Raw genomic sequence first — 16,914 nt, forward strand, 5'->3', positions numbered from 1 at the left:
ACCTCCTTCTAGTCGTTGTTGCGGGGATCGGCGTTCTTGTGGACGAGCTCCTCGTCGAGAACCGGGCCGCCGGTGACCGGGTCGGCGTAGGTGCCGACCTCCTGGTCGGGATGCTTGGCGTCCCACTTGCGGATCTTCTCGAAGGGCGCGCCGCCGTCCATGCGGCCGGAGGCCTTCATGCCGAAGCCGTGCACCACGAGAGCGGCTGCCACCAGACCCGTGACGGCCACGCCGATGGTGGTCGGCTGCAGGTTCAGCGGGCCCACGCGCAGATCGCGCATGCGCTTGTAGAACGGGGTGTTCACCTCCACCCAGTTGTCGCCGGGGTTCATCGGGTTGGACTCGCAGCAACCCACGCAGGGGGCACCGGCCTGGACGCACCAGCTGCGGCGGTTGTTCCACAGGGTGACACCGCACAGGGCGCGGGTCTGCGGGCCCTTGCAGCCCACGGGATACAGGCAATAGCCGAGCGCTTCCTCTTCGGAACCGAACTCGTAGACGAACTCGCCGTTCTCGAAGTGGCCGCGACGCTCGCAATTGTCATGGATGGTCTGGTTGAACAAGTCGCCCGGCATGTTGAAATCGTTCAGGCGATTGAGCAGCAGATCCATGTCCTTCATGACCACGACGTCCACGAGCACCGACATGACCCACTCGGGGTTCACCGGGCAGCCGGGCACGTTCACGACCGGGGTTGCCACGCCGACCTTCTCCAGGTACTGCTGGACACCCAGGGCCTGGGCCGGGTTGGGGGCCGCGGCCATCCAGCCGCCGTTGACGGCGCAGGAGCCCACAGCCACGACGGCATTGGCGCTCTCGGCGGCCTCCACCAGCGCGGTGATGCCCGTCTCGCCGGCCACGCGCAGGGCGTTGCCGTCGAAGGCCTCCAGCACGGCACCCTCGTAGATGAGGATGTAGTTGCCTGCCGCGATGGTCTGGGCCTTGGCCTCCTCCACGGAATGGCCCGCAGCGGCCGACAGGGTCTCCGAGTAGTTCAGGGAGATCAAGTCGAGCACCACGGAAGCCACATCCGGAGTCTCCACCTGGGCGAAGGACTCCGTGCAGCCCGTGCAGGACGCGCCCTCGATCCAGATGACCGGATACAGGTCACCGGACGTTGCGCCGATAACAGACTCCTCGAGCGCACTTGCCACGCGCGGGACCGCGAGCTGGGACAAACCGGCTGCGGCGGCGATGCCGGCGCACAGCTTCATGAAGCTGCGGCGGGACACACCACGCGAGGCAAGGATGCTGTCGAACTCTGACATCGTTGCCTGATTTTCCATGCGTACACCTCCTTATAGGTGTTCTCGTCTCGCTTACATGCAGTGGTAGAGTATCCTTATTGGCATCACATTTGCTCCATGGAATATGGATAGATGCGAAAACAATCTACCAACGGCCTGAAAATGTTACGCAGCATCACGCGGGTAACAAAGGAGGCAAAAGCCCATGCCGCTCGCAGATTTTTCCGACCGCTTCTGATAACGGGATTCAGCTATTTGTGCAGCGACGAAGCCAAGGTGCCGACGGTGAACAAGCGGGGCGACCCGCTTCCCTACTCCACCGGATAGCTGCCGAGCACCTTCACCTCGCGCAGCTTCAGACGCAGGCAGTCGAGGGCCGTCTGCACGTCGAAATCGTGGATGGAGCCGTCCAGCTCCACGAAGAACATGTAGTCGCCGAGCTGCTTTTTGGTCGGACGCGACTGCAGCATGGTGAGGTTGATGTCGGCATAGGTGAACTCCGACAGGATCATCTGGAGCGCACCGGGCTTGTCGGCCCGCAAAAACAGCGCAAGCGAGGTCTTGTGGCGGTCGCCGGAGATGAGCTCGGCATCGGGCAGGCGTCCCACGAGGGCGAACGCCGTTTGGTTTTCGGGGTTGTCCTGGATGTTCCGACACAGCACCTTCGCGCCGTGCAGCTCGGCGGCAAGCGCGTTGGAGATGCCGGCGCAGGTGGGATCGGCCGCAGCCAAACGCGCGCTTTCCGCCGTGGAGGACACGGCCAGCGTGGTGCGTCCGGGCAGCTCGGTGGCCAGGAAGCGCCGGCACTGGGCAATGCCCTGGGGATGCGATGCCACGCGCACGATGGTGTCCAGCTCGGCGTCGGGGTGCGCCACCAAACAGTGGCTCACGTTGATGACCTCCTCGGCCAAAATGACGGCATCGGTGCGGAAGGCGAAGTTGTCCAAGGTGGCCGTGACCGGCCCCTCGAGCGAGTTCTCCTTGCCCACCACGCCGAAGCGGGTAACGCCGTCATCCACGCAGTCGAACACCTCGTCGAAGGAGGTGCACTCCACCAACCGGGGCTCCTCGATGCCGAGCCGCGCCGCGAAGCGCAGGGCGGCCTCGTTGGAATAGGTGCCGGCCGGGCCGAGGAAGGCGATGGAGTTATCGTAGCTCATGGGATGCCAATCTGTCGCGCCGAATCTGTCGTCGATCATGATAAACGTTTTGACAGCAGACGCCAGCGCCGTCCGGGACGGATGGAGCAGACGCCCCGGGCGGAGGAAGCGAGCCGACGAGCGCGCCAAGCCGACGGCAACAGGGAGCGCGGCATGTTTAGAAGCAGCCTCCCAGAGGCCGAGGCGGCTCACCTCCGCAGCCGCCACCCATGCAGCAACACCATGCAGCAACACCATGCAGCAACACCATGCAGCAACACCTTGTACATATCGACGCATTTCGAGCATCAATGCATCCTTTTGCCTGATATGTATAGATCTCACCCCTTGTGAACGCGAGAAACTATGCATATCGGTCGCTTTCAGGCACCTAACCTATGCATATCGTGCAAATTTCAGCAGAACAGCCAACAAGCTCATAGAGGCCCAGTTGTCAGGGAGCCAGCAACGCGCATCGCACGGGGCAATGCCCCGGACAGCAAGCCGAAAGCGCCGGAGCAAAGGCGCTGGACAAGAGGCGTTAGGGCCGGAGAGCCAAGTGGTCGGACAAGAGGCGTTAGGGCCACCGCGGTATCGAGTCCAAAGGAGCCAGATCCGAAGGAGTGCCAGGATCCGAGAGCGCCGGATCCTCGCACCGCCACGATGTCGACTCCGAGAGCGCCGGATCCTCGCGCCGCCACGGTGTCGACTCCGAGAGCGAGGGGCCGCCGAGCGGCCGCAGCGACGGATCCGGGGGGCCGGGGCCGCCGTTGCCTCCGCAGCGCCGGGCCCGAAAGTGCCGGGGTATCGAGCCCACACGACGAGTGATGCAGAGCAGACGGACGTAGTGGCAGCCCGCATCTCCCCGCATCCAGTCGCAAGGCGCGCCTAAACCACCCCTTTTTCGCACGGGAACCGCCCCAGATTCCCACTTGCTTCCCACGTTTCATAATGCCTACATGAACAGGTAATTCTTGAAAAATTTTCCTTCCATTTCATCCTGCGCCATGTTACTTTCATCGCCATGACGCTGTGTCTCGCAAAATACTCCGCACTGGAATCGCTCGCCGCGGCAGCGCAGCCAGCTCATGGGCTTTTGGCGCTCCCGCGAACCGAACCGTTCGATTACGATGCCCCCAGCAGCAAAGCTGTAGCCGACGCTCAGAGGAGCCTCCCGTTTCTCACGCAGCCCGCAACCTTCGTGTTGCCCGATGCAAGCTATCGCCGAAATTTGCGCGGCGCCTCCTTTCTCATTTGCAAGCACGCCGCCGTTCCAGGTGCCCTTTGGAATCTGCGCGCTCCGGCAGACAAGCCGAGACAGCGGAACCGCAACCCGATTCCAGCGGCATCCGAAGCCGTGCAAGGGCTACCAGGCACCTCGTCGCCGGCGTTTTGCCTAGCACAGCTGGGCGTCGAGCTCCCCCTCGTTCAACTTGCGGAGCTCGCCTGTTCCCTGACCGGCCTGTATCGATTTGCGCCATCGCGTACCGGCTCTATCCTCGATGCCGTCCCTATCGCAACCCTTTCGGAGATGCGAGGATTTCTCGAGCGCCACAGCAGCATCGCCGGCAGCAGGAACGCTCGACGGGCGCTGGGCCACGCAATCGAACGGCTCGGCTCTCCCGCCGAGACCGCTCTGTGTTTGATGCTATGCCTACCACGAAGGATGGGCGGCTTCGGATTTCCCCACCCCGTTGCGAACGGAACGATCACTCCGTCGTCCTCTCGGCGGGCGCGCGTATCGCAGAGCGAATTTCACCCCGACCTCCTCTGGCCCAAAGCGCGACTGATCCTGGAATATGACAGCGACGAGCACCATCGCTTGCCCCAGCAGGCCGCCCGAGACGCAAAGCGCCGAAACGATTTGGAGATTCTCGGGTTCGATGTCATTGTGGCTACAAGAGCTATTCTGCGAAACGTCAGCCTGTTCGACAAGATGGCCGACCAGATACGACTTCGCTTAGGACTTCGCGCGACAATCCGCACGGAGAAATGGTTGCAACAGCGCGCCGAACTACGACAGCTACTGCTAAGCCCCTCGCCGAACAGCCATTACTGGCGCTAAGGCAAAACAGGGGCAATCTGGGAACCTGCGGCGACCGCCTGAGCGGATAGCGTCTCATCGTTTCCTTGTGACGTTGTGCGCAGAAGGCCCGGGCAGTCGCCGTGCAATCAGCATGCTAGCCAGATCCCCGGCGTATCCTGCCCGCCGTAGCCACTCCCAACCCTGCTTCCCGCTCCTTCCGCTGACATTATAGGACACCCCATTGCCGCCCGTAATCCCCGCACCCCGCGGCCGCCCGCGGCCCCACGTTTTCGCGTCCGTCTGCGGCCACGCGCTTTCGCGGCCGTCTGCGGCTCCGCGCTTTCGCGACCGCCCGCGGCCCCGCGCTTTCGTGGCCGCCCGTGGCGCTATGCTCTCGCAGCCGTCTGCGATCCTCCATGCCCGTACCCATCCGCAACCTCAAGCTCCTGCAACCGCCCGCGTTCCTCCGCTCCCTCGCGGCCGCCCGCAGCTCCGCGCTCTCGCAGCTGTCTGCAACCCCGTGCTTTCGAGGCTGCCTGCTGCCTCGCGGTCCGACAAACGCTCGCAGCCCCCCGGGGGGCCTCCTGCACCGTACCCTGAGGCCGTTGCCCCTTCGTCGCTTCTTGGCAGAATCGCCGCCCTATCGCCGTCTCCTCGCAGAACCCCTCCCATCCTCCCCTCGCAGCGTTTCGGACAAACTGCATCTTTTTGCGAGATATGCATAGATTGGGGGTGCGGACGTTTTTCCGTACCGCCTAGGCGGCGTACCCAAGCGAGGCGCGGTACTCGTCGGGGCTCAGCCACCCCAGCGAGCGCTTGATGCGCCCCGAGCAATAGTAGCGCAGGTAGGCGTCCAGACGCCCGGAGAACTCCGCCAGGGAGACGCCCTCCCAGTCCCTGTAGTGGAAGAACTCGTTCTTGAGCCGGCCGAAGAACCCCTCGCACGCCGCGTTGTCCGGGCTGCACCCCTTGGCCGACATGGAGCGGACCAGGCCGGCCCCCTCGCACAGGGCGATCCAGCCGGGCCAGCGGTAGTGGCCGCCGCGGTCGCTGTGCACCACGGTGCGCGCCCCCGGGCGCCTGCCGGCGAGCGCGTCCTCGAGCGACCCGTTGGCCAGGTCGGCCGTGGGCGACGCCCCTATCCTCCAGCCGGCGGGGCGCCCGTCGAAGCAGTCCACCACGGCGCTCAGGTAGGCCTTGCCGGCCGGGATGCGGAACTCGGTTATGTCGGTGACCCACAGCTCGTCCGGGGCGGCCGCCGAGAAGTCCCTGGCGACCAGGTTGGGCGGGGCGGCGGACACCTCGCCCTCGTAGGAGCTCCACCCCCTGCGCCGGCGCCTGTTGTAGGCCGCGGACAGGCCCTCCTCCCGCATCAGCCGGCGCACCACCTTCTCCGACACGCGCACGTCCTCGCGGCGCAGGCGGGCCCATATGGTGCGGTAGCCCCACGCGCGGGAGCCCTCGTCGAACAGCTCGCGCACGCGCGCCCGCAGCCCGGCGTACTTGTCGGGCCGCCCCAGGCGCGCCCGGTGGTACTCATAGGAGCTCCTCGAGATCCTCAAGAAAGCGGTGATCTCTCGGAGGGGCAGGCCTGTCGCCGCGCGCAATCTCTCGCCCAGCTCGCACTTTCTCCTGTTCGATATCGAACCCGGGTGCGAGCCTGCCCCTTTTAGGTCGTCCAACACCGCCCTGAGCAGCATGTTCTCGTTCATGGCGGCCTCGTAGGCCGCCCTCTCCGCCTCGTTCAACGGGTCCTCCTCCGCATCGGGAGGGGCCATCCTAGCAGCTCCCCGTGGAGGTCTTGCGGCGGAGCCGGACGCCCGCCATCGCGCGTGGGGCAGCAGGCCCCGCCCCCAGCGCTGGACCGCGCCCCTGGACGCGCCGCAGAGCTCGGCGGCCTCCACCTGGGTCATCCCCTCCTCCAGCGCGAGCAGCGCCAGCTCGATCGTGTCCCTGTCGTACATGCGGACTCCTTCCCGGACCGACGCCGGTCCAAGTTTTTGTCCGCACCTCCATTTGAATCCCGCTCCTAAGCAAATCTATGCATATCGATCGAAAATGCGCAGCTAATCTATGCAAATCGAGACTTTTTGCACAACGATGCACATTTTTTACTGATTTGCACAGCTCGTTGAACGGAAAGAGCGAGGAAGCTCGAAGGGGCTGAGGGGGGCCGAAGGGCTGAAAGAGAAAGGGATCGGTTGGCCCTGGCGGCAGTGCGAAGGGGCCGAGGGGCCGAGGGGCCGAGGGGTCGAGGGGATCGAAGGGGCGAGGGGGCCGAGGGGCCGAGGGAATCAAAGGGGCCGAGGGGCTGAAAGAGAAAAGGGTCGGTTGGCCCTGGCGGCAGTGCGAAGGGGCAGGAAGTAGCTGGGATGGCGGCAGCGATGCGGACATGGCGGCGGGGCGGAGGCAAACCGCCGGAGGCGGAGAAGCTCCCGGCGGCCGTCGGACGGAGGGCGCCGAAAAGGCTCTGACTAGCCGCAGAGGTGCTCGATGAGGATCTTCACGCCCAGGAAGATAAGGACGACGCCTCCGGCAATGGTGGCGGGCCTCTCGAAGCGGGCGCCGAAATGGTTGCCGACAGCCACGCCGACGAACGACAGCGCAAAGGTGGTGACGCCGATGACCGCCGCGGCAAGCCAGATGTTCACCCCCAAGAAGGCGAAGGTGACGCCGACCGCCAGGGCGTCGATACTCGTGGCCACGGCGAGCATGACAAGCTCGCGATAGTCGAGGGCCTCCCGCGCCTGAGGGACAGCCGCATCGGGGCGCTCGCAGGCCGATGTGCGGTACTTGGGACAACTCGCGCAGTTGCGGCCGCAAGCGCACACGTCTCCCTCGGCGTCCTCGTGGAAGGCATCCCACAGCATCTTGCCGCCGATGAAGACGAGCAGCCCGAAGGCGATCCAATGGTCCACTGCAGCGATAGAGGAGGCGAACAAGCTGCCGACCGTCCATCCGATCAGCGGCATGAGCGCCTGGAAGCCGCCGAAGAACAGCGCGATGACGAGGACATGGCGCCAGTTCACATGCCGCATGCCCAGGCCTTTGCACACAGCCACGGCGAACGCGTCCATGGAAAGCCCCGCGCCGATGAGGAACAGCTCGATGACGCCCACAACAACTCCCTTCGACCGTAAAAAAGCGCCGGCTTCGCGCCGACGCTGAAAACGGTGCGGCGCGAAAGCTGCACCGCACGTCTTGCCATTGAAGATCGCGCCAGCCCTTGCGGGCAGTCTGTTGACGCGGCCACGCCCCGTAAGACGCCGGCTACTCCCCTGCGGATACCGCCTAGTGTAGCACAGCTAGGGAACGAGCAGAGCGCCCTCGCGGCGAAAGAAGCCCTCGCCGACAAGGTCCCCCGCAATGGACTCGAACAGATCGGCCCCCACCGCCTCCCGCCCCGCCGCGACCTCGGCGGCGGACAGCTCGCGGGCCACCACGGCGGCCTCCACCCCCTCGGGGGCGGCCAGCACGCGACGCACGATCCAAGCGCGCTTCTGACGACGCGATCCCTCGAAGGCGGACTGGCGGCTGTAGGAGGCACTACGCCGGGTGGGATTCACGCCCGTAGCCTTCAGATGCGCACCGTAGTCGAGCAGCCCGTAGTACCACCGGCGCGGGTCGGCGGCAGCCGACGGGTGGAAGGCCGCGGCGGCCACTGCGGGCTCGAGTTCGCGATCGGGCACGCCCTCCCGCCCGGGAAACAGCTCGTGCAGGAAGACGGCCCGAACATTGGTCTCGACATACACGGCTGGCTTCTGGTAGGCAAACGCCATGACCCCGGCCGCCGTGGCCGGGCCGATGCCCGGAAGGGCGAGCAGTCCCTCGTAGCTGCCGGGCAGACGCCCTTCCCCCGCAACCGCGCATTCGTCGGCCGTGCGCTTCAGCGCCAGAGCGCGCCGGTTATAGCCGAGCCCCTGCCAGAGCTCCAGCACATCGGGAACGGCCGCCGCCGCAAGCGCATCTAAGGTGGGAAAAGCCGCGAGGAACCGTTCCCAGAAACGCCCGACGCGCGCCACCTGGGTCTGCTGCAGCATGATCTCGGAGACGAGCACCGCATAGGGGTCGTCCACGTGGCGCCAAGGCAGCTCGCGGTAAAGCCCGTCGCCCACCTCGAGCATGCGCGCCGTAAACTCGTCCAAAGGCGCAGCTCCTCGCGGCCAGGCCGGCTCGATTCTCTTTCCCATACTACGCTCTCCTGCCGCAATCGCTACAGGAGGCTCTCCAGATCGTCCAGGCCGGCGGCGAAATCGGAGATGACGGCGTTTTCCAGCGCAGCGTACTCGGCCGAGTCGAGCGGCTGGTAGGCGGCCAGCTTGTCGAAGAGGTTCTCGCGCGTGACCGGCTGGTAGCGCCGCTCAACCAAGCCCTGCTTATAGGCCTCTTCGAGCGCCTCGCGCACGGCCATGTACAAATCGTAGCGCGGCATGTTGGCCGACAGGCGCACCAGCTCCTCGCGGTTGAGCGCGCGCAGCGACGGGTGGGCGCGGGCCAGGTCCATCCAGATGTCGTCGCGCTCGGCGGCCGTGGGATAGTCGATGTCGATGCAGGTCATGGGATAGAGCAGCTCGCCGAAGAACGGGTCGACGGCATCGAGGGCCGACGCCGAGGCGAGTACGTACACATCGGGGTTCTCCACAGCCTGGCGGATAAGGCCCACGGCCTCGCGCGCGCCCCGAGACAGGGCGGCCATGAAGAAACCCGCCATATCGTCGGCGGCATCGATCATGGGAGCGCCCCACAAATCGATATCCTCCAGCACGAGCACCCCTCCGCCCTCGAAGCCGCGGCGCAGCGCCGCCAGGTGCTCCGAGTCGGAGGCCTGAGCGCTCACCGACAGCATGGGCACGCCCTGGAAGCTCTCCTCCATGCGCATGCGCACAGCCGGCAGCCCCAGCTCGCCCACGGTAGCCATCATGAAGCGGCTCGCATCCTCGCGGGCATCGGAGCAGAACAGCAGGCAGTCGACCATCGGCATGGCGTCGAAGCCGTGGCGGGTGTTCAGCATGGACACGAACGACTCGAAATCGGGATCGCCCGCCATGCCGATGCCGAGGGAGCGCATACGCTCGATAACCGTGCCGTAGCCCGGCGCGGTGTCGTAGGTGAAGATATCGACCGGCTGGGGCGCAGGGCCGGCATCCGGCTCTGGCGACGGACCGGAAGCTGCCGGAGCCTCCAGGGACGCGGCGGAGGCGGCCGGCTGCGGCGCGTTCACCACCAGGGGCGGTGCCATGAGCATGTCCATCGCTCCCTGGCCGAGAGCCTCGGACATCTCCTCCAAGTCGTCGCGGGAGAAGCCGAACTCAGCCAGGCGGTCGAACGCGAGCCCCTGCAGCTGGGCCGTGCAGGCCTCCACCTCGTCGCGGGACAGGTAGGGCTCCAGCCGCTCGAAGATATACTCGGCCAGGGAGCGCTCCTTAATGGAGCATGCCACCCGCCAAGCCTGCTTGAGCCCCATGATGGCGTCTTCCGAGGGCACCTCGCTCGCCTCGACGGCCTGCTCGAACGCAGCCAGGTACAGGTGCAGCCCGAGCTTCGCGTCACCCGCCTCGCAGGCGGCCGTGGCGCGGGCCAGGTAATCGTTGGTCAGACCGGATGGGTTGTCATCGCGGGCAGGCTTGCCGGCGTCGTTTCTCTCAAACATGGCGCTACCTCTCATAAGCTGCGGGCCCCGGGCCCGTTTCGTGTGTCGATGCCATTTTATCGAACAAAAGTGCGCTTGTACAGATGGAAATTACCATTCCAGAATATCGTAGCCCTCGGCGTTGGCCGTGCGGGCAAGCGGACGGTCGGGTGTGACCGCGCACGGGTGGGCGGCGGCGGCCAAGAGGGCGCGGTCAGAATGATGATCGCCGTAGGCCCAGGCCAGTTCCCACGCTCCCGCGCCGAACCGCTCATCGCAGAACCGGGTGAGCGCCTCCACCTTCTCGGGACCCTCGATGGGCAGCCCCTCCACCCTGTCGGTGTAGTTGCCCTGGAAGTCCGCCTTCATGCGCGTGGCGATGGCGTACTGAATGGGGCGACGCTCCATAGCGGCGGCCACGATGGGCTCGAAGGTGGCCGACACGCACACCACCGCATGGCCCGCTTCCTCGTGGGCGCGCATGGCCGCCTCAGCGTCGGGTCGGAAGCGCTCGTCGATGAAGCGATCGTAGAAATCGCGCAGGAACTCGTTCGTCTCGCCGACCGAACGGCCCGCGAAAGCGCGGAATACCAGCCCGCGCACCCAGCTCTCGTTCTGGGGAAGGCGCGCCTTGTAGCAGGCCGCCCAGCCCAGAATGCGCGCCACCACCGACGGCTTCAGCATGCGGCGCCGGGCCAGATGGCGCACGAGCAGCACCGGGGAGTTGCCGCGGATGCAGGTGCCGTCGAAATCGAAGGCCGCCACCTGCACCTTCCCCGCCTCGTTGCGCGCGGGCTCGGGCGGAATGAGCCGCTCGGCGCCGAGAGCCGCAGGAGCGACACGGCACACGCCCTCGGGCAGATGGGCGAACGGGCCGCAGCCGCATTCCCCATCGGGCACGAGCACGGAGGGTTTCGACGCTATGGGCATGATCACTCGGCGATCCTTCGGTCTGTCGGCGCCAACAACGGGCGATCGGCCCGCCGTGTGCCGCCGACGAGAATACATGAGACCCTATCATAGCCCAACGCTGGCGCCGACGCCGCCGCGGGATGTCCAACAACAGAGAACCTTTACCAACCTGATGCCTTCGCAAGAAACGGGAGTGGCACGCCCGCCGCACCCGAGCGCGGCTGCTGCGGAGCCGCACCCGAGCGCGGCCGCCGCGGAATCGAGCCGCCCCCTACTCGCCGAACCGGTCGTTGCAGGCGGCGAACTGGGAGGCGTGCAGCTCGGCGTAGAAACCGCTGGCGGCAATCAGCTCGTTGTGGGTTCCCTGCTCCACGATATCGCCGTCGCGCAGCACCAAGATAAGGTCGGCGCGGCGGATGGTGGACAGCCGATGCGCGATGACGAAGGAGGTGCGGCCCTCCATGAGGCGATCCATGGCCTGCTGGATGCGCAGCTCGGTGCGCGTGTCCACCGAGGAGGTGGCCTCGTCCAAAATGAGCATGGGCCGGTCGGCCAGAAGGGCGCGGGCGATGGTGATGAGCTGGCGCTGACCGGCCGAGATGTTCGTGCCGTCCTCGTTGATCGCGAAATCATAGCCGCCGGGCAGCGTGGCGATGAAGTGGTCGGCGCAGGCCTCGCGGGCGGCGGCCCGAACCTCGGCGTCGGTAGCGTCAAGGCGCCCGTAGCGGATGTTGTCGCGGATGGTGCCCGCGAACAACCACGTGTCCTGCAGCACCATGGCGAACTGCTCGCGCACCGCAGCACGCGGCATGTCGCGGATGTCGGTGCCGCCGATGCGGATGGCGCCGGCGTCCACGTCGTAGAAGCGCATGAGCAGCTTCACGAGGGTGGTCTTGCCCGCGCCCGTGGGTCCCACGATGGCCACGGTGCGCCCGGCGGCGGCCCGTGCCGAGAAATCGCGGATGACCGGCGCATCGGGGGTGTAGCCGAAGCGCACGTGATCGAAGACGACATCGCCGGCCTCGGCGCCCCCACTGGCCGCGGCTCCCTCCGCGCCCTCGGCGTCCCCGGCGGCCGCGGCGCCACCCGCGCCTTCGCCGGCCTCGGCGGCCCCGGAAGCCTCCTCCATCTCGGGCAGATCGAGGAAGGCGAAGATGCGCTCGGCTGCCGCGGCCAGCGACTGGAGCACGTTGGAAACCTGGGCCAGCTGGGTGATGGGCTGGGTGAAGTTCTTCACATACTGGATGAAGGCCTGGATGTCGCCGACGGTGATGGCCCCGGTCACGGCGAAGAACGCCCCCGACACCGCCACGGCCACGTACCCCAGATTCCCCACGAAGCCGAGCACCGGCATCATGAGGCCGGAGAGGAACTGCGCCTTCCAGCCGGCGGCGTACAGCGCCTCGTTGTCGCGCTCGTAGGCCTCCGCCGTGGCGCCTTCGCGTCCGAAGGCGCGCACCACCGCGTGGCCCGAGCACGTCTCCTCCACCTGACCGTTCAGCGCGCCGAGCAGGCGCTGCTGGGCCACGAAGTGCTTCTGGGACAGGCGCACCACCACCATGACGAGGGCCATGGACACCGGGATCATCACGAGGGCCACCAGCGTCATGACGGCGTTGATGGACAGCATCATGGCGAGCACGCCCACCACGGTGACCGTCGAGGTGATCATCTGGGTGACGCCCTGGTTCAGACTCTGGCCGAGGGTGTCCACGTCGTTGGTGATGCGCGAGAGCGTGTCGCCGGTGGAGTTCCTCTCAAAATATCCGAAGGGCACGCGCTCGATCTTGCGAGCGATGGCGTCGCGCAGACGGTAGCAGGTCTGCTGGGAGATATAGCTCATCACCCACGACTGCACCCACGAGCACGCCGCCGAGGCCAGATACAGCGCCAGCGTGGCGAGCAGAATACGCCCGATGGCGTCGAAATCGATGGAACCGGCGCCCGCCGCCTGGGCCACGGCGCCGTCGAAAAGCACGGTGGTGGCCTCGGAGAGCACCTTCGGGCCCACCACGGAGAAGACCGTGGAGCCGATGGCGAAGATGAGCACGAGGGCGAGCCGGCCCTTGAACTGCCCCATGAAGGACAGCATGCGGCGCATGGTGGGACCGAAGGCCAGCGGCTTCTCGCCGCCCATCATGCGGCCGGCAGGCCCGTGGCCGTGGGCGCCTCCCGGGCCGCGGCGCGGGCCGCCCGGCCCGACGGAGGCTCCGTGGGGGCCATGGGGGCCGGCGGCTGCGGGGCCTTTGGGAATGAAGGAGGGGTGTCCGCTCATCGCGCACCCCCTTCCCCGCCCTCGGCAGCGGCAGCCGCTTCGGTCGCGTCGGAACCGGTCCCAGCAGTGGCAGCCATCTCAGCAGATGCGACCGTCTCGGTAGCGGCAGCCGCTCCGGCGTCGGCCGCGGTCGCGCTCGCGCAACCGGCGGCGAGCTCCTCCTCGGAAAGCTGCGACAGGGCGATCTCGCGGTAGGCCGCGCAGCCCGCCATAAGCTCGCCGTGGGTGCCGACCCCGGCCACCCGGCCCTCGTCGAGCACGACGATGCGGTCGGCGGAAAGCACCGTGGAGATGCGCTGGGCCACAATGATCTGGGTAGCGTCGGCCGCATAGGAGGCAAGGGCCGCGCGCACCCGGGCGTCGGTGGCGTAATCGAGGGCCGAGAAGGAATCGTCGAACAGGTACGCCCGCGGCCGCCGCACGAGGGCGCGGGCCATGGCCAGACGCTGGCGCTGGCCGCCCGAGACGTTGGCGCCGCCTTGGGAGATGGGAGCATCGAGCCCCTCGTCGCGCTCTTCCACGAAGGAAAGCGCCTCGGCGGCCGCCAGCGCCGCGCGGACGGCCTCCTCGCCGGCGGCCTCGTCGCCGTAGGCGATGTTGCTTCTCACGGTGCCCGAGAAGAGGAAGGCCTTCTGGGGCACGTAGCCGAAGTTCGCACGCAAATCGGCCTGGCGCCAGGCGCGCACGTCCACCCCGTCTACCAGCACGGCGCCCTCGCACACGTCGTAGAAGCGCTCGGCGAGCTTCACCACCGTGGACTTGCCCGACCCGGTGGAGCCCACGATGGCCACCACCTGGCCCGGCTCGGCGGTAAACGACACGTCGTGCAGCACGTCGGCCGTGTCATCCTCGTAGCGGAACGACACGTGCCGAAACTCGATGCGAGCGCCGCCCGTCCCTCCGGCGTCGGGGTGCGGGGCACCCACGTGCTCAGGCAAGTCCTCGCTCGGCGGAACAGCCCACCGGGCTGTTCCGTTCGCTGCGGAATCTGCGCGCGAGGGCACCCCGCACCCCGGCGCCTGCCTGTCGGAGTTTGCAGCCCCTTTCGCAGCCGCCCCTTCCGCAGCCGCATCCTCCGGGTCGCGCACGGCGATCTCGCAGGCGAGCACCTCGCGGATGCGCTGGGCGGCCACGTCGGCGCGGGGCAGCATGATGGAGATCATCCCCATCATAAGGCACCCCATGATGATGACCATGGCGTAGGTGATGAACGCGATGAGGTCGCCGGTCTGCAGCGTGCCGCCCCCGACGGCGCCGGCGCCGAACCACACGATGGCCACCGAGGTGAGGTTCATCACCAGCATCATGGAAGGCATCATGAAGGCCATGGCGCGGTTGGTGAACAGCTGGGTGCGCATGAGACGGCGCGAGGCATCGTCGAAGCGGGCCTCCTCGTAACCGTCGCGGTTGAAGGCGCGCACCACGGAAAGGCCGGTGAGCATCTCGCGGGCCACCAGGTTCACGCGGTCGATGAGCTTCTGCATGATCTTGAAGCGAGGCAGCGTGAGGCGGAAGAGCACGGCGATGACCGCGAACACGGCTGCCACCGCCACCACGACGATCCAGCCCAGCTGCGGGTTGGTGGCCATCACCATGACCACGCCGCCGATGGCGAGAATAGGCGCGTAGAGCACCATGCGCAGCATCATGGTGCACACGTTCTGGATGAGCACCACGTCGTTGGTGCCGCGGGTGATAAGCGAGGCGGCCGAGAACCGGTTGATCTCGGCATCGGAGAAGGCCACGATGCGGCCGAACAGCTGGCTGCGCAGATCGCGTCCGATGGCAGCGCCGGTGCGCGAGGCCACGAAACTCACCGCCACGTCGAGCACCATGGCGGCGGCGGCCACCGCGAGCATGGCAAGGCCCGTGCGCGCAAGGTAGGCCATCTGAATGGGAAGCAAATCGACGCCTGCCGCACGATAGCCCTCAAGCACCCCGACGTCCTCGACGCCCGACTGGGCAATGCCCACGTCCACGATCTGCGAGGTAAATACCGGCAGCGCCAGATCGCACACGGCCTTCAGGGCGAGCAGCACCACGACGAGGGCCACCGCCCCCTTGTGCTGGCCGAGGAAGCGGATCACGCCCATGGCGCACCCGCCTTTGAACCTCGAGCGCCCCGCGCGTCCCGGACGGCGAGGCGGCCGTTTCGGACAGCGCCATCGGCGAAGCGGGCGTCCTCCACAACTGGCCCCTTATCCCGCGAAGAAGGCGAGCGCGGCGTACACGCCCACCCCGGCTACAGCGGTCCACAGAAGCGACCGGCTCTTCACGGCCACGAGCGCGGCGGCCACGGCGGCCACAAGCGGAATGGCGGCCGGCCACACACCCGCATCGAACATGCCGGGGTTCAGCAGGTCGTTGGCCACAAGCGCCGCGAAGGCCGCGGGCGGGATGAAACCGAGGGCCTGGGCGAGGCGCGGGGGCAGCTCGCGGCCCTTCAGCAAAAACAGCGGAATGACACGGCAGGCCCACATGGCCGCCACGCACCCGACGAGCACGAACCAGAACTCGCTCCAGCTCATCGGCCCTCGCCCCCTTCGGACGCGCCGGCGGGCACCCCCGCGTTCGCAGCGCCTTCGGATGGGGATGCGCCCGCAGCGCCCTCGACGCCCTCGGGCGGGAAGCCGGCCGGTCGCGACCCTCCCTTCCCCACCGCAACGGCGAAGGCCATGGCGCACACCACGCCGGCCACAGCCCCGATGAGGATGGCGGGCCCCGTCAGCCCCAACGCCTTGCACAGGTACACGCCGGCCATGGCCACCACCATGGCGACGATATTGGCCGAGGTGAACTTCTGGGTGACGAGCAGGCAGATGAAGATGGCCGTCATGGCGAAGGCTGCGATGCTCACGGGAATGTCCACCGCCGCGCCCACGGCGCATCCCACGATGTTCGAGATCGTCCAGGAGCTCTGGGAGAACAGGTTCACCATGAGCGCCCGGTCCACCGACCAGTTGCCCTCGGTGAAGCGCGCGGTGTTAACGCCGTAGGACTCGTCGGTCACCGATGCGGCGAACAGGGCAGAAAGCCAGCGAGGGCTGTCGGCGCACTGGGGCGCGAACGAGGCGGCGTAGAGCATCTGGCGCGTGTTCACGAGCGACACCGAGGCCGTGATGGCCGCCACCCCGGAGCCGGCGAGGAACATGTTGGGAATCATGAACTGGCCGGCGCCCGAGTACAGGAGAATGGACAGCAGCGCCACCTGCAAGGGGTTGAGCCCGATGGTGTTTCCCAGAATACCGCAGGGCAGGCCTATGGCCACGTAGCCCAGCATAATGGGCACCGCCGCGGAAAAAGCCGACAATATGTGCTCGCGAGAAAACATAGCACCCCATTATAGCCGAGCTGTCCCCTTTGCGCCCGCCGTTTCGCGGGCGGAAGCGAAATTCGCGCAAATGCACGATTCCGCCCCACGCCCCCCGGCGGCAAGCCGGGCGCCGACGACCCACCGCACCCCTCCCCCGGCGGCGGGCCGGGCGCCGCCGCCCAACCTCGCTTCTCCCCCGGCGGCAAGCCGGGCGCCGCCGCCCCACCGCGCCCCTCCCCCGGCGGCGGGCTGGGCGCCGCCCAACTAAAAGCGGGACGCCCTTGCCAGGCAAGGGCGTCCCGCCGAACGGGCGAGGCGCGGGGGCGCCCTCCTTGGCAGGGCGCCCCCGCTTCTATCGGGAAGGAGGCCTCTC

12 protein-coding genes are annotated in these 16,914 nt (G+C 67.2%); all 12 read right to left on the minus strand.

Annotated features, from left to right (window positions below):
• Positions 1-8: 8 nt before the first annotated feature.
• Entirely contained in the window at positions 9-1,286 is a 1,278-nt protein-coding gene (locus C811_RS07780) for a hydrogenase small subunit (protein WP_016308996.1), read from the minus strand.
• Between the two features lie 272 nt (positions 1,287-1,558).
• On the minus strand, positions 1,559-2,446 hold the full coding sequence (pheA, locus tag C811_RS0103100; RefSeq protein ID WP_022926446.1) for a prephenate dehydratase: 888 nt from the start codon (positions 2,444-2,446) through the stop codon (positions 1,559-1,561).
• Positions 2,447-3,341: 895 nt separating this feature from the next.
• Complete coding sequence (locus C811_RS16510; RefSeq protein WP_156997063.1) at positions 3,342-3,749, minus strand: hypothetical protein; 408 nt, start codon at positions 3,747-3,749, stop codon at positions 3,342-3,344.
• Positions 3,750-5,167: 1,418 nt separating this feature from the next.
• On the minus strand, positions 5,168-6,376 hold the full coding sequence (locus tag C811_RS07790) for an IS3 family transposase (protein WP_016308366.1): 1,209 nt from the start codon (positions 6,374-6,376) through the stop codon (positions 5,168-5,170).
• A gap of 510 nt (positions 6,377-6,886) precedes the next feature.
• Complete coding sequence (locus tag C811_RS07800) at positions 6,887-7,531, minus strand: manganese efflux pump MntP (protein WP_016309001.1); 645 nt, start codon at positions 7,529-7,531, stop codon at positions 6,887-6,889.
• A gap of 186 nt (positions 7,532-7,717) precedes the next feature.
• Positions 7,718-8,602, minus strand: coding sequence for an HhH-GPD family protein (locus tag C811_RS07805; RefSeq protein ID WP_016309002.1), 885 nt, complete (start codon positions 8,600-8,602; stop codon positions 7,718-7,720).
• 23 nt (positions 8,603-8,625) lie between these two features.
• Positions 8,626-10,062 (minus strand): hypothetical protein, encoded by a 1,437-nt coding sequence (locus C811_RS07810; RefSeq protein ID WP_016309003.1) that lies wholly within the window; start codon positions 10,060-10,062, stop codon positions 8,626-8,628.
• Between the two features lie 90 nt (positions 10,063-10,152).
• Positions 10,153-10,971, minus strand: a complete 819-nt coding sequence (locus C811_RS07815; RefSeq protein WP_084811583.1) for an HAD family hydrolase — start codon at positions 10,969-10,971, stop codon at positions 10,153-10,155.
• Positions 10,972-11,224: 253 nt separating this feature from the next.
• Positions 11,225-13,093, minus strand: coding sequence for an ABC transporter ATP-binding protein (locus C811_RS07820; RefSeq protein ID WP_244874335.1), 1,869 nt, complete (start codon positions 13,091-13,093; stop codon positions 11,225-11,227).
• Between the two features lie 131 nt (positions 13,094-13,224).
• Complete coding sequence (locus tag C811_RS0103115) at positions 13,225-15,321, minus strand: ABC transporter ATP-binding protein (RefSeq protein WP_016309006.1); 2,097 nt, start codon at positions 15,319-15,321, stop codon at positions 13,225-13,227.
• Between the two features lie 105 nt (positions 15,322-15,426).
• Positions 15,427-15,756: an AzlD domain-containing protein gene (locus C811_RS07825; protein WP_016309007.1), complete on the minus strand. Its 330-nt coding sequence runs from the start codon at positions 15,754-15,756 to the stop codon at positions 15,427-15,429.
• Positions 15,753-16,559 (minus strand): AzlC family ABC transporter permease, encoded by an 807-nt coding sequence (locus C811_RS0103120; protein WP_022926449.1) that lies wholly within the window; start codon positions 16,557-16,559, stop codon positions 15,753-15,755. The genes C811_RS07825 and C811_RS0103120 overlap by 4 nt, the downstream gene beginning before the upstream one ends.
• Positions 16,560-16,914: the final 355 nt, after the last annotated feature.

This window comes from Adlercreutzia caecimuris B7, assembly GCF_000403355.2.
GTDB lineage: Bacteria > Actinomycetota > Coriobacteriia > Coriobacteriales > Eggerthellaceae > Adlercreutzia > Adlercreutzia caecimuris.

What these genes read in the sequence shown, in the direction of transcription:
- C811_RS07790 (WP_016308366.1), bottom strand. Translation starts at nt 6,376, where the DNA reads ATGTACGACAGGGACACGATCGAGCTGGCGCTGCTCGCGCTGGAGGAG.
- C811_RS07815 (WP_084811583.1), bottom strand. Translation starts at nt 10,971, where the DNA reads ATGCCCATAGCGTCGAAACCCTCCGTGCTCGTGCCCGATGGGGAATGC.
- C811_RS07825 (WP_016309007.1), bottom strand. Translation starts at nt 15,756, where the DNA reads ATGAGCTGGAGCGAGTTCTGGTTCGTGCTCGTCGGGTGCGTGGCGGCC.
- C811_RS0103120 (WP_022926449.1), bottom strand. Translation starts at nt 16,559, where the DNA reads ATGTTTTCTCGCGAGCACATATTGTCGGCTTTTTCCGCGGCGGTGCCC.
- C811_RS07810 (WP_016309003.1), bottom strand. Translation starts at nt 10,062, where the DNA reads ATGTTTGAGAGAAACGACGCCGGCAAGCCTGCCCGCGATGACAACCCA.
- C811_RS07780 (WP_016308996.1), bottom strand. Translation starts at nt 1,286, where the DNA reads ATGGAAAATCAGGCAACGATGTCAGAGTTCGACAGCATCCTTGCCTCG.
- pheA (WP_022926446.1), bottom strand. Translation starts at nt 2,446, where the DNA reads ATGATCGACGACAGATTCGGCGCGACAGATTGGCATCCCATGAGCTAC.
- C811_RS07805 (WP_016309002.1), bottom strand. Translation starts at nt 8,602, where the DNA reads ATGGGAAAGAGAATCGAGCCGGCCTGGCCGCGAGGAGCTGCGCCTTTG.
- C811_RS07820 (WP_244874335.1), bottom strand. Translation starts at nt 13,093, where the DNA reads ATGATGGGCGGCGAGAAGCCGCTGGCCTTCGGTCCCACCATGCGCCGC.
- C811_RS0103115 (WP_016309006.1), bottom strand. Translation starts at nt 15,321, where the DNA reads ATGGGCGTGATCCGCTTCCTCGGCCAGCACAAGGGGGCGGTGGCCCTC.